Genomic DNA, 15611 nt, shown 5'->3' with positions numbered 1-15611 from the left:
TAATATTTTAAAAAGGATGGCGGCTTGCCATCCTTTTCTTTTGGCAAGAAAATGTTTCACGTGGGACATTGGAGAGGCATCAGTTGAGTCGAGGCTATTTTAGTCTGTTATACTGAGATGATTGGTAGTTAAGGCGACAAACTAAAATGCGGAATTTTTGGGAGGATATCCACTTGCGACGATTATTGCGATTTTTAAAAACGAATTTTCAGGCATTTGGGCGTCATTGGAGCGTCTATGTCTTATTGGTTGTCAGTATCAATCTTGTTTTAACGAGTCTTATTGTGCCAGGGCTAACCTGGGGTGTGAATCGGTTGCTAGTTTTTAATGGCATCGATTACCTGACCTATACAAATTTTATCTCAGTATTGACCAAGCACCCACTGGTCTTAATTAGCTTATTACTGATGGTGTTGCTGATTTGTGGGTTAGTTTATATTCAAATGGCCTTTTTATTCCGGCAAATCAAACGAATTCAGGAACAGACGCCAGTATCACAATGGCAACCTTTAAAACAATCCGGACATGACTTAATGACACTAAAACCTTTGACAGCCTTCATTATGATTGCTTACTTCCTGTTAATCTTACCGTTCGGGCAGATTATTTTTAAATCTGTCTTATTAAACAAGGTGACGATTCCGGCGTTTATTATTCAGGATATGTGGACGTCGCCTAAGATTTGGGGTCCCATCATTTTGGTTTATACGGTGGCATTGATTTTATCGATTAGGTTAATAACCTTTTTACCGGAGACGGTCTTCAATAAACAACTGACCACAACCCAACTGCTGCAAAAGTGTTGGCAAACAACGAAGGGGCGCTTCTGGCGCTTACTCATTAAAATTGGGATTTTGGCAACCGCAATTACGGTACTTGGTGTTTTAACGCAACTCTTGCTGTTTAATCTGCAACAATACTATGATCAAAACTTACCGCATTATGCACTGCCGCTAGCAATCTTAAATCTTTTTATCCTAGAAATTATTAGTCAGGTCTTGCTAGCGATGAGTATCGTGATGATTTTACAACTGATTTTAAAACAGGCTGGTTATTTAACCCCGAATGAATCACGGATTAAAATAATGCCAAAACAGCGGTCACTAAAAATACGAATCCGCCAAAGTGCGGCACTTTTGTTGTTAGTTCTGATCGCTGCTGGCGTTGCCTTATACGACTATGCGTATTTAGAAGGCGCGATGGATAACCGACCTGCTTTAATTTCTCATCGGGGTGTTGATGACGGCAATGGCGTTCAAAATACGATTCCGGCCCTCCAAAAAACAGCGCGTGAAAAACCAGACTATGTGGAAATGGATATTCAAGAGACGAAGGATCATCAATTCGTCGTGATGCACGATAACAATCTCGAAGAATTAGCCGGAGTTAATCGGACCGTTCATGAGTTAACACTAGCCGAATTGACGGCATTAACGGTTCGCGAGAATGGTTATTCAGCAAAAATACCAAGTTTCGACCAGTATCTGACTGCTGCAGAAAAGGCGCACCAACGATTATTGGTTGAAATCAAAGTTTCGCCTCAAGATAGCCCACAGATGATGACTAACTTTATCAAACGTTACCAGCAACGGCTATTGAAAAATGGCGATCGTATCCATTCGTTGAGCTATCCAGTCGTAGCGGCATTGAAGAAACAAGCACCGCGCTTATTTGTTAGTTTTATCTTGCCGTATAACATCAGTTTTCCAGAAACGCCGGCCAATGCCTATACGATGGAAGCCACAACCTTGAACACGGCCTTTATCGATCAAGCACATGCCAAGAAACAAGCGGTTTATGCATGGACGGTGAACGATTCTGATGTGATGCAACGCTTGTTATTAACCGAGGTCGACGGTATTATCACGGATAACTTGAGTGATTTAAAAGCCGTGGTCGCTGAAAATAATGATCATCCCAGTTATGCGACAAGACTTCTAATTTATTCCAGTCAGTTAGCTGGTTTCAGTGGCGAATCTGAAAATTAAAGCAGGATAAAAAGGCAGTCTAAATACGTTTAGACCGCCTTTTTTGAGAGATTTCTCATTGAGAGCGTTTTTGTTTTGGAAAGTTGAATGAAGTAGTAGACGACCTTCATATTTTCCGATAAAGTTAATACTTATAGTTAATTTGAGGAGTCGAACGAATTCATGACAGATAAAATGGCAACAAGTGACAAAGTACTATACGGTGGGTTATTAGCTGCCGCAGGGGGCTTTGACTCCTATACCTTTTTAGTGCACGGACAAGTCTTTGCCGGCTTACAAACGGGGAACCTAATTTTGTTGGGGACGCACATTGGTCAAATGAAATGGTCGGTATTAATCCAGCATATTACGCCCATTTTGGCCTTTATGTTAGGGACGATTTTAACGCGGGTTGTGCAACATCATTTCAAGGAAGCTGATTCCATTAACAAACGGCAACGGTTAATCCTAGGGGTTGAAATTGCCGTTTTAACGGTGATTGCAGGGATCTCGCCATATATTCCAGACTTGTTGGCGAGCGCATCAGTGTCGATGATTGCCGCCGCACAATTACAAGAATTCCGGGAATTAAATGGGGGACCATTCACCTCATTGATGATGACCGGGAACGTCCGGACACTCGCAGAAAGTTTATACGATGGCATTTTTAAAAAGAATGCCCAAGCGCTTGAGAAAGCTTGGGAAATTCTAAGAATCATTATTAGCTTTACATTAGGTGCAGTTATGACCGGCCTTTGTGTCTCATTACTGGGCGAACGGACCATTATTTTATCAGCCGTCTTTTTACTCGTGACGTTGTTAATTTTACAGGTGAATCCCCATAAAAAAATCTAATCAAGTGGTTTGTCGCGAAAGTGGCAAACCATTTTTTTGATTAGTAAAATGTTATAATTAAGTATACTAAAGTAAAGCGAGGTTTGATCATGAAAAAATCCCCCCTACTTATCGGTTTATTAACCGTAGCGTTGCTAGCGGGTTGCTCAAATCAACAAGCTAAGCAAACAGCGTCAACTAAAAAAGCGACCACGGTTAAGCAACAAACACCAACTAAGCTCCAACCGAAAGTGAGTCTTGAAAAGGCACGTGAGTTGTTTAAACAGCAGTATCCAAACGCGGATATTTCAGAATTGCAGCTAAAAAAGCAACTGAACAAAACGGTTTATCGCTTGACTGGTTTGAGCGATACTGAAGAATTAGCAATGCAGATTGATAGTCAAACAGGTGATATCAGCCATTTAACGAAAGAAACCTTAGATACTGATGAACAACATGGTGTGGCTCGTCAAAAAGAGCGGTTTGATTTCAAATCGTTAATGACGCTTGAAGCTGCCCAGAAAAAAGCCCAACACTATTTTGATGGCGACGTCTTAGAGGCGACCCTTGAAAAAGATGATGGCGTTGTTTATTGGGAAATTGAAGGCCATCAAAAGCACCAAAAGATGCAGGTAAAGATCGATGCCACGACTGGTGAAGTGGTCGATACTGAGTTAGATGATTAAAGATTAATAAAGTGCAGTCTCCTTTAGCGGGGGCTGCTTTTTTTAATGTGGTTAAGCATAATAAAAAGTTAGGCTATGCTAACTTTTTATTTACTTTGAATTAAATCGGTGTACAATAAACGTGTTACAAGGAATAAATAAAGGGAGTGTGTGTGATGAATAAAGTTAAGGGACCCAAAAAGCATAAGTTGATTGAATATGCTAACGGGCCATCTCTGGAAGAAATTAATGGGACAGTTGAAGTACCTGAGGGCAAAACATTTTGGAAAACGTTATTGGCTTACTCAGGACCAGGTGCATTAGTGGCAGTGGGGTATATGGATCCGGGTAATTGGTCAACCTCAATTACAGGTGGGCAGAGTTTCCAATACCTGTTGATGTCCGTGATTTTGGTGTCTAGTTTAATCGCGATGTTGTTACAATATATGGCGGCTAAGTTAGGCATTGTAACTCAAATGGACTTGGCGCAAGCAATCAGAGCGCGAACCAGTAAATCGTTGGGGATCGTGTTATGGATTTTAACGGAACTAGCCATTATGGCAACTGATATTGCGGAAGTGATTGGGGCGGCAATTGCGCTGTACTTGTTGTTTAATATTCCGTTAGTGATCGCAGTCTTTATTACGATTTTAGATGTCATGCTATTATTATTATTAACAAAAGTTGGTTTTAGAAAAATTGAAGCAATTGTTGTGGCGTTAATCGTCGTGATTTTTGTTGTCTTTGCTTATGAAGTTGCGCTATCAAATCCTGATTGGGCAGGGGTAATTGTTGGGTTAGTACCAACTGCTAAAACATTCGCCACGACACCAAATGTTGGCGGGATGTCACCACTAACAGGTGCGCTAGGGATTATCGGTGCCACAGTGATGCCGCATAACCTCTATCTCCATTCTGCCATTTCACAAACGCGGAAGATTGATCGCAACAACGAAGAACAAGTTGCGCAAACTGTTCGGTTTTCAACATGGGATTCAAATATTCAATTGACGATGGCCTTTTTCGTTAACGCACTCTTGTTAATCATGGGTGTTGCCGTCTTCAAAACGGGTGCGGTCAAAGATCCGTCATTCTTCGGATTATTTGAAGCTTTATCTGATACATCAACAATGAGCAACGGGATTTTAGCGAGCGTTGCGCGGACCGGGATTCTATCAACTTTATTCGCAGTGGCCTTGTTAGCTTCTGGTCAAAATTCAACCATTACAGGGACTTTAACTGGTCAAGTGATTATGGAAGGTTTCGTTCATTTACGGATGCCACTTTGGTTACGGCGGTTAGTAACGCGCTTGTTATCAGTGATTCCCGTATTAATTTGTGTCATGATGACCAGCAACAAGCCACCATTGGAAGAACATCAAGCTTTGAATACGTTGATGAATAATTCCCAAGTTTTCCTAGCTTTTGCCTTACCATTTTCAATGTTACCACTATTGATGTTTACCGATAGTCGGGTTGAAATGGGTGATCGGTTCAAAAACTCACTCGTGATTCGCGTGTTGGGTTGGTTATCCGTCATTGGTTTAACTTACTTAAATATGTTGGGCTTACCGGGTCAAATCGAAGCGTTCTTCGGCGATCAGGCAACAGCGGCCCAATTAGCATTAGCGGATAAAATCGCCTATGTTTTAATTGCAGCTGTTTTAGCCCTATTAGTCTGGATGATTGTTGAATTATATAAAGGTAATCAACGATTTGAACAGCAACTCGCGGCTCAAGCTGCGGAATAACTTGAGGAGGGGTTAAGATGTCAATTTTAAATATGAGACGGGTATTAGTCGGCGTGGATGATTCAGCAGATGCGCTATTAGCCTTTGAATATGCGATTAAACGGGCCGTTAAGGATGATTTAGAATTAGTCATTGTATCGGTGCTAGAAAATGATGAGTTGAATGTCTACCAGGCTTTGAATAAAGATTATATCCACGGTCAATATAATGATTTGGAAAAACATGTTTTAGATTATCAGGAACAAGCGCGGGCTGAAGGGGTCAAAAACGTCAGAGCAGTAATCGCTGAAGGGGAACCGGGCGAAGCGATTATTAAAGAAGTGATTCCAAAGGTCCAACCCGATTTATTGATTATCGGCTCAAAAGCCAAAGAAGGCATCGCAAAATATTTTGGAAGCCAAGCAGCCTATATGGCTAAATACGCACCGGTACCGGTATTGGTAGTGCGTTAACAGAACACGAAAAAAAGGCGTTGAGACAAAGTGACATGGTCTCAACGCCTTTTTAGGGCCTAATTATGGTAAGCTAAATGCAATTATATAGAAGGAAGTGGAATAAGCGCATGGATGAAGTGGCTGAATTTTGGGATAATTTTGCGGCGGAATACTATCAAATTCAAAAGGAATCGCAAGTGCCGATTGTGACCGATATTGAAAGATTTTTAACAGAACAGCGCTTGTTGCCAACCAATTCGGTTGTTGATTTAGGCGGTGGTAGCGGCAGGTATCTACCAATACTCGCGCAAAATAGTCAACAATACACAATTGTGGATATCTCAGAACAGATGTTGCGTTATGCACAGGTGGAAAACCAAGCGCTATCGGAGCCGCGATCAGTGACTTATCAACAACAATCGGTGGCCGATTTTAGCCAGCAAACCCCAGATCAAAGTTACGATTTAGTGTGGATGGCGCTCAATCCGGCGGTAACGGCGGACGAAACCCTATTGACCATTACGCAAAAAAGTCGGCAGTGGTGTGGTCTTTTACGGCTAACGCAGAATAGCGATGATTTATTTGCGCCACTGGAACAACACTTTGGGATTGCTGAAGAAAACCCCAATATCGAGCCAACGATTATCCCGGCGGTGGCTAAACTGTTAACAAGTGCTGGCTATCAAGTTCGGCAACAAAAGTTTCAATATCAAACAACCGAGACTTTCGACCGGGCATTTTTAGAAGCTTATTATGCGGAAGTACCGCAAGTATTGCTAAAGGCTTATTTGGACCGATTATTCATCGACAAAAAAACACGTGCCAGTACGACAACGCTTGAATATACGTTGTTGTATTGGCACGTGTAAAGGGAGGACATTGATTAGAAGCCAAGTGCAATTAAGCCAGTTGGCAGGTTTTCAACCGGTACGGGATAAAGCGCAAGACCGGTTTTAACCGCGGCCACCAGCAAGCTGTTGAGGACTGGTATCTGATCAGCGCTAATGGTTGGAGATGGCGTTAGTGCGGTGGGCACAATTAGTGCCGTCAATTGCCGGTTGTTGATCCGCGATAAAATAATATCGGGATTCCCCAATTCAGGATCGCTGTGGTAAGTGTTAGTTGCTCGCTCTGCTAAAGCAAGTGCTTCTTGACGTAAGCTTTGACGGCCATCTTTTAGTAAGGTGGTTAGTAATTCATCGTCCGTCAACGATTCTGGAGAGGTCTGAATGGTTTGGTCTAATTGGTAATTCACGTTTGTTGCGAGTTCTTTGAAGAGATTGAGATTACCAGGTAAGGTCACCACATAAATAGGGGCCTTTTGTGGGAGTAGTTCGGTGAGATAGCGATCAATTACGCGGAAATAGTTGGTTTGATCGATGAGTTGTTCATTATCCTTGACCACGTAACTGTGGGTTGGACTTGAGAAGCCTTGGACCACTTCACCTTTACGGTCAGTCCCAATGCCTTTTTCAATCGTTGTTGGCGCATCAGCTGGTAATGGGTAGTCGCGAATCACGTTTTGTTGAATGGTTTTAAGACTGAAGCTCGTTTTGTTGAGGTTTAAAATCGTGCCATTTAAACTGAGGGCCAGTTCGGAACTTAATGGCCGTAAATCTGGATGCGCATCAATCGTAAAGTATTCGCTATTAATTGGATAATGCAAAATGAGATGGTAGCATTTATTCTCAGTAATATAGAAGGCAATTGATTGCACATGAGCGAGTTCTTGGGGGGCAATCGATAAGCAGGCTTCAACTTGTTTTAAAAGGCCTGCTTGATCGGGATGATCGGCAAGTAGTTGGTCACGAATCTGTTTAGCATAACTATTTAGTTTTATTTTGTTGGCGCTAAGTGCTTGACCACCTGTATCTAAGTTAATGAATAATGAAACAACAGGCTGACTTGAATCTGTGAGTAACTGCGTTAAACTATCTGGATATAACATAGAAACACCTCCATTTGATTAGTTCAAGCGTATCATATTGAAAAGAAGCAGAGAAGGAAAGTGCTTTCTTTAATTTATGGCGTTGACTTTTAGCGCCTTTGAGTGGGGGATTATGCTAAAATGTAGATAGGTTAATAAGGGAGGAAACACGCATGAAGAAACAAACCGCAACAGTGACACCCAATGCAATCAGTAAAAGTATTAGAACCCGTTTTTTTGTTTTGCAAATGGTCATTATTCTGATTTTAGGAGGGATAACGGCCAAAATCGTAAGCGGTTTTAGTCCGCTAATGACCGATTCTGAAATTCTCAATAAAACCATTTTAATGGCGCTAGGCTCCACAATTGTAGCGCTGATTATCTGGTATGCTTCTTATAAATTAATTGCATTGCAGATTAAACGCCAAATTATGGATAAGGAACTTGAAGATCGCTATACATTTAATTTATCCCACGCTGCCAGCAGTTTGAGTTTGCACATTGTCTATTTTATTAGTATTGTCGTGATTGTCTGGTTAATGATGAGTGCACAAAGTGTTCGGGGCGACCTAGATGGCCTTAATTTATTTAAGACAGAGCAATCAACCGTCAAACTTGTTGATCAACATAGTATGAAACAGATTAACCGTTTCTACAAAAAGACAGATAAGCAGTCAGTTCAATATTTAGGGAGTCAGCAAGACCGTGCTTATTTCAAAGTGGACCAAGCGACAATCAGCCTCCCACTTGCGAAAGTGCAATTTAACGGCCAAGACCAAGGCAAGATTAAAAATCCGTTGAAGATTGAACAATATCAATTAAAACAATCGGCTAATAAGAAATATTTAAAACCAACGATTTATTTAAGTCAAAAGGGCCTACCAACGGTGCCAGTGACGAAGATGTATCAGCATTACACACCAAAATCAAGCGAAACTGTTCAAAAATTAGATATTGAGTAAATTAAACCACTAGATTAGCTAGATTAAACGGCTTTCATTTGGTAAAGTTATAGGTGAGTACTTTTTCAACAAAGGAGATTAATGATATGATTGAAGCAGTAAATCTTAGAGCAGGCATGACGTTTGAACAAGACGGTAAATTAATTAAAGTTTTGGAAGCAAATCACCACAAACCAGGTAAAGGTAACACGGTTATGCGTGTGAAATTGCGCGACTTACGGACTGGTTCAATTGTTGAAACAACGATGCGTCCAGAAGTTAAAGTTGAACAAGCAATGATCGATACGAAAGATGTTCAATATCTTTACACACAAGATAACGTGGCTTTCTTCATGGATCTTGAAACATACGAACAATATGAAATTCAAACTTCAGCCATTGAAGCAGAATTGAAATATTTATTAGAAAACATGAATTGTAAGATTCAATTCTTCGGTGCAGAAGTGATTGGTGTTACGTTACCAACAACTGTTAACTTACGCGTTGTTGAAACACAACCTTCTATTAAAGGCGCAACAGTTACAGGTTCTGGTAAACCAGCAACAATGGAAACTGGCTTAGTGGTTAGTGTTCCTGATTTCATCAGTGCTGACGAAGTACTAGAAATCAACACACAAGAAGGCACATACGTTAAACGTGCAGCAAAATAATAGAGTGATTTTGATTCATGGTTAGATTTTGAGCAGTAACAAAAAACGGGTATTATGGTTAATCGCCATAATGCCCGTTTTTTGTTACTTAAATTGCTATATGTACCTAATTTTATAGAGCAGCATTTTTAAATATAATATTGATTATTCGAAAATAGATGAGTGGCGAAATAAAAAATAATCTTTTTTTTCGAATTTAACCTACTTAATTAGAATGATTATGCAACGATATATACATTAGAACAATAACACTTATAGGCGGATAAACGTGATTATAACAATGATAAACGTCGTTAAAGACGATGATATGCAAAAATAAATGAATTTTAAAAATGAATATTCTTACAATGGTTAAGAGGGTGATTAATCATAATATATGAAGATGATGCCTAACGGTTCAGGTGGTTTTAGATAACAAATATTATCAGTAGAAATGATAGTCGATTGTGGTTATTAAATGATTATCAAACTGTTAAATGTATCGGAACATTTTTTTAATATATAAATATAATTAAATTTAACGAATAAGAAATGGAAACGATAATTTATTTTTAATATTTATACTAATGACAATAATGATGGTTTACGTCTTTTGAACAATAAATGAACTTCGTTAAATAGTTGCATAGTTACATATTTATCCATTTATATAATTAGCTTAAATAGGGTTGCACACGATTTGATAATGATATAAACTAATCCCATAGAAAACTATTTACAGCATATAAAGTGTGTTGAGTACATAGTATGTCGAGCTTATTACCCGGCAAGGTCATTATTTTAAAGTAGCGATTGATGATAATGAGAGACCGCCGCATTATGGGAGGTATTAGAAATGAAGAAACGAAGTATTTATTTTTTAATGACAGCGTTTTTTATCTTAACAACAATTATTCAAACTGTTGTGCCAATCTATGCGCAAGGTGAGGCAACTAATTCAAGTAGCCATTTATCCAAGGTGATCGATTATCAAAAGGCACTTGCAAGTACGAGCTCTGCCGTAAAGACGTTAAGCTCAAATCAGGAGCAAGCAACAACTGTAAGTCAGTCGACGAGTGAGGAAAAACAGTCGACAAAAGAAACAACAGAAAAATCGAAACAAGCAAAAACCTCAAGGTCAACACGAGCAACAGCAATTCAAGCCACTGATATTGACGACGGTATTACGGGATGGATTCCAGGCCCTGGCGTCGCGGCACTGGGCTTTAAAAAATTTACACAAAAAACTGAAGGCGGCCTTCAGTATACGTTTGGATCAATCACAACTGCGCAGGATCCAAGACTAGAAACAACAGGGACTACAGGATCGGGTCTACAAATTGGTTACACCTCGATACGCGGTGGGCAAATGAATGTAGCGATTGCTCGTTCAAGTGGTTCTCGTAAGATAGCTGATTTAACTAATATCTATTATGGTTCCGTTCAAACGGGGCTTACTGATGATGGTTCAGGCGGACCAACCTATAATCTGGGTTTTGGGATAGTGTTTGATCCCAATGATGCTGGTAAATGGGGCCCTACGGTTGGGCCGACTAAAGAACCTTCTGGCTACATGAATGGACAAGTATCAATATTAGCCAATAAGTTAACCGATAAGGTCTATTACACTAAGTTAGGTGCTAATAATAGTTCTTGGATGAAGGTTATGGGCTATTTCACACGTGTTGATTCTAAAAATAAAACGCATAAATATCTTGTTGAAATTTTAATGGCGCCAACGCCTGGCGATACGCCTGGTGTCCAACAAGAACTGTATGTTAAGAATATCTCTGGTCAAACCGATAATTTCGGAATTTTATTAGGTGGCGTGACACGATTAGCTTTGGATGATGGCGTGCCTGTTAAGTCGATTGGGAATGACCAAGGTCTCTATATTGAAGGGAAAGATGCGGAACACAAGGTTTTAATGAAGATGGCGGTCCCTGATGGGCCAGATGATTTTGGTTCCCCCAATTTACCTAATGGTTATACCAATGTTTTTAATTCATATGATGGTAAGAATTTTGCCGGAAATGGCGCTAAACGAAACGGCAAAACAAAGACACCCAATACTGTAATCGATAGTAGCAGTCGAACGTCTTATTCTGCAAAATGGGATTTTAAACCAATTGCGAATGGTGAAACGAGACATTTTAGACAAGATATGATTGGGATGACCGGACCAATTGTTGTGCCAACAACAAGTAAGACTTGGACGAATAAAACAGCGACAGATGGTATGAATCACGTTGGCGATAAGGGCCAATATAAGATTGTGGTTACTAATACTGGTTATCAAGATAGTTGGAAAGGCGTTAAAATTATAGATCAACCCATTTCAGATTACTTATCAATTGATGATCAATCTATTAAATTAACGCTTTCTAGTTACGATAGTACTGGTAATAAAACTGAATATGTAGCTGATGTGCCGGCAAGTGCCTATGATCAAACGAAAAAAACAATCACGATTGAACCAGGGCAATTGAAAACAACCGATGGTAAAGCTGTTCCTGCAGATCTTGGTGATAACAGTAATATTGAAGTGACATTTGATGTCAAAATTAAGAGCAATGCGTCTAAACAAACGGTTAAAAATCACGTCGATGTCACAGGGTCTGATTCAGGTAATAGCAATGCGGTCATTAGCGACAGCGCCGACAGTGAATTTGATGTTGAAGAAGTGAAAGATCCAACCTCAATGACGAAGTTAGTTCGTAATGTTTCAAAAGATAGTCAGTCAACGTTTGCCGCAACAACGGATGCGGGAGCTGGCGATCATGTTCAGTACCAAATCGAAACAACAGTTTCACCTAACACCGATTTAACGGGTGGGATCATTCAAGATAAAATTGATTCAAACCTGTCTGTTACTAAGACTCAGGTTCAATATCAACAAACAGATGATTCTTGGGGCGCGTTAACCGACGCTACTTGGGATGCAAGTCATCAATTAACCTTACCAAGTCCTGTTTCCAAGGGGAAAAAGGTCCGAATTATTATTGATGCAACCGTGGGCAATAAGGTTACCGACGGCCAAGTGATTAATAATACCGCCGAATTAGTGGCTGGCTCTTACGGGATTGGGACAACCCCTGATGCGGATGCTAAAGTTACAGTTACTGATAAACATGCGCTCGAAAAGGATTCACTCCATCAATATATTAAAAATCTAACCCAGAAGGATACTTCGGATACGTTAGATAAAACAACGGGTTACGCAAACGATAAAATCCAATATACCTTTACTGGTAAATCGGATGCAGGTAATACGGAAAAACTAGCTAAACTAGCGGTTGACCAGATTAAATCCGCACCGGCAAGTAGCCTAGTATATGTAGATGATTCATTGAAAATCAACGGAACCGCTGCAACCGCCGCGGTTCAACAAGCCTTCAAGGATGGTAATTATACTAAAATTAGCGCCTTAGATGAATTGGCTAAAGATACACAGTTCACTATCACTTATGAAATGACGGTGAAGGATAATGCGGACCAAACAATTACTAATGATGCTTGGCTGACAGCAACTAAGTTAGACGGCAGCGTGGCAATTGATGCAACGAAACCGGATGCTACGGGGCTTAAGTTTAACACGACAACGTTGACGGTTAAGAAATTAAACTTAACGATGACGAAACAAGTTGGTTTGTATAACGGTTCTGTTGCACCGACAACTTTTGCAGATAGTGTCGAAGCGCGTCCTGGTCAAAAGGTACAATATCAAATTAACATTACGCCAGATACGCAAAAGGTTTTAAGTGATATTACGGTCGAAGATGTTTTAGATTCAAGCTTAGACGCCCCTACAACTGTATCAATTAAACGTCAAAAGGCGGATGGTTCATGGGGAGCTGAAGAATCAGTTGCAATTGATGCGACAACGGGCCGTATTAAAATTCCCAACAATGATACCACCGATTATAAAGGTTGGAAGCAACTCCAAATTACAATGGACGCAACCGTTAAAGCAAATGTTGTGCCAGCCACAAAAGTTAAAATTGATAACCAAGCAAGTATCGTGGCCGGTTCGTATGGCGTTGGTCAAAAATCAAACGTGGCAACGATTACGTTACTAGATAAACTAGAAGTGACAGGTGAACAAATACTTACGAACTTGTCGACTGGCGATGGACCTACTCTGGTAGTCTTTGCCGGCAGGGGAGATATTATTGAATATTCTTATAAAGTAAATGTTCCAAGCTCAAACACAGCGTCTTTAGACAAGCTTGTGATAAAGAATATTAAACTTAATCAGAGCGGTGTTATGAAACTGGTGGATGGTTCGTTAAAAATAACGAAGAATGGTAATGCTAATAGTGACGTTGATAATACAGCACAAGAAAAGAATTTAAAAGACAATGCGCAAATCGCATTAGCTGATGCAGCACCGGGTACAAATTACGTTGTGACGTATCAAATGCAATTTGTTGTGTCGACGTATCGAGGGATTAATAATAGTGCGGATTTGGGGGCAACTAAGCTAGACAACGCCCAGGATCCAGTTAATGCACCTAATGTCTATAAAACTAAAGCTTCAACGGTGGTGATGTCGGATAAACCACAAGCAACTGTTAAGCAGGAAGTAACCAATGCGACATACCCAACCAGCGACAATACAAATAAAACTGAAACGGCTGCTAAGGTCGGAGACAAGTTACATTACACGTTCCAAGTGACGGCTAAAGGTAAGCTGACAAATGTGTCGATTAAAGATATTATTCAAAATCCATCTGGTTTGATGGATTATGATGCTAATTCGCTTAAAGTAACGCTTGGTGCTATCGGTGGTACGCCGATTAATGTAACAACGACAACGTCTGGTTTTCCAGACAATGGGCTTGTTCAAATTGGTGCTGTAGAGGCCAATCAAGTGTTGACGGTTTCTTATGATCGGACGTTGACAGATTACGATGTTTCACACTCAGCCTATATTGAAAATGCTGGGAAGGTGGTTGCTGATCGATTGGCGGCAACAGATCCTAACGCACCGATTGAAGATGTTGAGAATAATCAAATCCCGTTTAACACCACGAAAGTTAATATCAAAACGAAGCAACAAGTGTCGGTTTATTCAGATATCAAAAATGAAACAAAACCAGATAAGGATTGGCAAGGTAAAACTGAAGGTTCAAAGGATGATCTAATTGGTTATCGCTTCATCATTAACGCGAATTCAAAGAATAATGCGGATGTTAAAAACGTTAAGTTAACCAATATTGCCCTTGACCCAGCTAAAGATTCAAAGAGCGGTGACATGTTAAGTTACGTCCCTAATTCATTTAGTGTCGCAGTTAATGGCAAGGTTGATTCAGGCGCTACGTTTAGTGATGATCATACGGAGGTAACGCTTAGCCAACCACTAAAACGTGGTCAGATGGCAGTTGTTCTTTATCAGATGAAGGTTAATACGGAAGATATTGATATTCCGGTTAAAAATCATGCTACTTTATCAGCAGATCGCTTAACTGACGTATACGGTGATGCATTAAAGGATGCTAGTGGTGTCGCAATAACGACGGCTGCTGCGCCTGATACAACATTGAATTTGAAGTTGGGCAAGAGCCAAACGGTCATTCGTTATGTTGATATGGATAAAGTGACAAGTGGTGCTAGTGAGCAAGATCAAACGATTGCACCGACCGAAACTGCAATTGGTAAGATTGGCGAGCCGTTCTCGAAAGGGATTTACGTTGGTGGTTCAAAAGATGGTACAACAGTCGGTGACGATCGAGTGGCACCTAAAGTGATTGATGGTTACACGATTATTGCTGTGTCAGAATCAGATGATATCATCAATAATCCGGGATGGGCCAAGGCTTATAAGGACGACCCACTCTTTACTAAAGATGGTCGGACGATTACCTATGGTTATCGAAAACGGATGATTTCAATTGAAGCACCTACTTATTGGGACTTTGGTGAACGTAATCGGTCGCAGACTGATAGCACCTATTACTTGGAAGAGTTGAAGGAACCACAAAAAGTACAAGTCACTGATAATTACGGGGTTCAATCATGGCAATTACAAGTTGCTCAAAAAGCGCCATTTATCGACGATCGTAAGCAAGAATTAAAAGACGCAGAGTTACAGTTTAGAAATGGAACGCTGAGTGCTGATCCAAATAACACAACGCCAACCCAAGCGATGTCCACAGTTGATCATTTTGATTTAAAACCTGGTGATACGGTTAAAAATCTAATGACTTACAAGAAATCTGGTGTTTTCCAAGCTGACGATGCTAGCCAGGATAAAAGTAGTGAAACCAATCCTTATAGCGATGATCAAGGTAAGGGGACTTGGACGTATACCTTTGGAAATAAACAAAATGCAGGTATCAGTATTGGTTTATACGTACCTGCCACAACGAAACGAGATAATACAACCTATACAACTACTTTAGATTGGTCATTGACGGTTGCACCATAGGAGGAATCAAAT

10 protein-coding genes are annotated in these 15611 nt (G+C 40.3%); 9 read left to right on the top strand and 1 reads right to left on the bottom strand.

Annotated elements, in window-relative coordinates:
• Positions 1-173 precede the first annotated feature (173 nt).
• The 6 genes from ACPBEH_RS06360 to ACPBEH_RS06335 all read left to right on the top strand — a co-directional run bounded on the left by ACPBEH_RS06360 (position 174) and on the right by ACPBEH_RS06335 (position 6520).
• Positions 174-1988, top strand: coding sequence for a glycerophosphodiester phosphodiesterase (locus ACPBEH_RS06360; protein WP_424348617.1), 1815 nt, complete (start codon positions 174-176; stop codon positions 1986-1988).
• A 162-nt stretch (positions 1989-2150) separates the two neighbouring features.
• Complete coding sequence (locus tag ACPBEH_RS06355; RefSeq protein ID WP_099947222.1) at positions 2151-2822, top strand: YoaK family protein; 672 nt, start codon at positions 2151-2153, stop codon at positions 2820-2822.
• Positions 2823-2911: 89 nt separating this feature from the next.
• Positions 2912-3487 (top strand): PepSY domain-containing protein, encoded by a 576-nt coding sequence (locus ACPBEH_RS06350; RefSeq protein ID WP_424348616.1) that lies wholly within the window; start codon positions 2912-2914, stop codon positions 3485-3487.
• Between the two features lie 155 nt (positions 3488-3642).
• A complete protein-coding gene (locus tag ACPBEH_RS06345; protein ID WP_025016221.1) occupies positions 3643-5217 on the top strand; it encodes an Nramp family divalent metal transporter in 1575 nt (524 codons plus the stop codon).
• Positions 5218-5234: 17 nt separating this feature from the next.
• Positions 5235-5669 carry a universal stress protein gene (locus ACPBEH_RS06340; protein ID WP_025016220.1) on the top strand — a complete coding sequence of 145 codons (435 nt, stop codon included), beginning with the start codon at positions 5235-5237 and terminating at the stop codon, positions 5667-5669.
• A gap of 110 nt (positions 5670-5779) precedes the next feature.
• Positions 5780-6520 (top strand): class I SAM-dependent methyltransferase, encoded by a 741-nt coding sequence (locus ACPBEH_RS06335; protein WP_424348615.1) that lies wholly within the window; start codon positions 5780-5782, stop codon positions 6518-6520.
• Positions 6521-6534: 14 nt separating this feature from the next.
• Here ACPBEH_RS06335 and ACPBEH_RS06330 read toward each other — a convergent pair whose 3' ends face one another.
• Complete coding sequence (locus ACPBEH_RS06330; protein WP_424348614.1) at positions 6535-7599, bottom strand: hypothetical protein; 1065 nt, start codon at positions 7597-7599, stop codon at positions 6535-6537.
• A 152-nt stretch (positions 7600-7751) separates the two neighbouring features.
• Between ACPBEH_RS06330 and ACPBEH_RS06325 the strand changes: the two genes are divergently transcribed.
• The 3 genes from ACPBEH_RS06325 (at position 7752) to ACPBEH_RS06315 (ending at position 15599) form a co-directional block, all read left to right on the top strand.
• Positions 7752-8540: a hypothetical protein gene (locus tag ACPBEH_RS06325; RefSeq protein WP_424348613.1), complete on the top strand. Its 789-nt coding sequence runs from the start codon at positions 7752-7754 to the stop codon at positions 8538-8540.
• Between the two features lie 86 nt (positions 8541-8626).
• Positions 8627-9190 carry an elongation factor P gene (gene efp / locus ACPBEH_RS06320; protein WP_424348612.1) on the top strand — a complete coding sequence of 188 codons (564 nt, stop codon included), beginning with the start codon at positions 8627-8629 and terminating at the stop codon, positions 9188-9190.
• 835 nt (positions 9191-10025) lie between these two features.
• The gene (locus ACPBEH_RS06315; RefSeq protein WP_424348611.1) at positions 10026-15599 is read left to right on the top strand and encodes a WxL domain-containing protein; all 5574 of its coding nucleotides are present in this window, start codon (positions 10026-10028) and stop codon (positions 15597-15599) included.
• Positions 15600-15611: the final 12 nt, after the last annotated feature.

The organism is Latilactobacillus parasakei (genome assembly GCF_049674265.1).
Lineage (GTDB): Bacteria > Bacillota > Bacilli > Lactobacillales > Lactobacillaceae > Latilactobacillus > Latilactobacillus sakei.
This window is presented reverse-complemented; position numbering and strand designations above follow the sequence as displayed.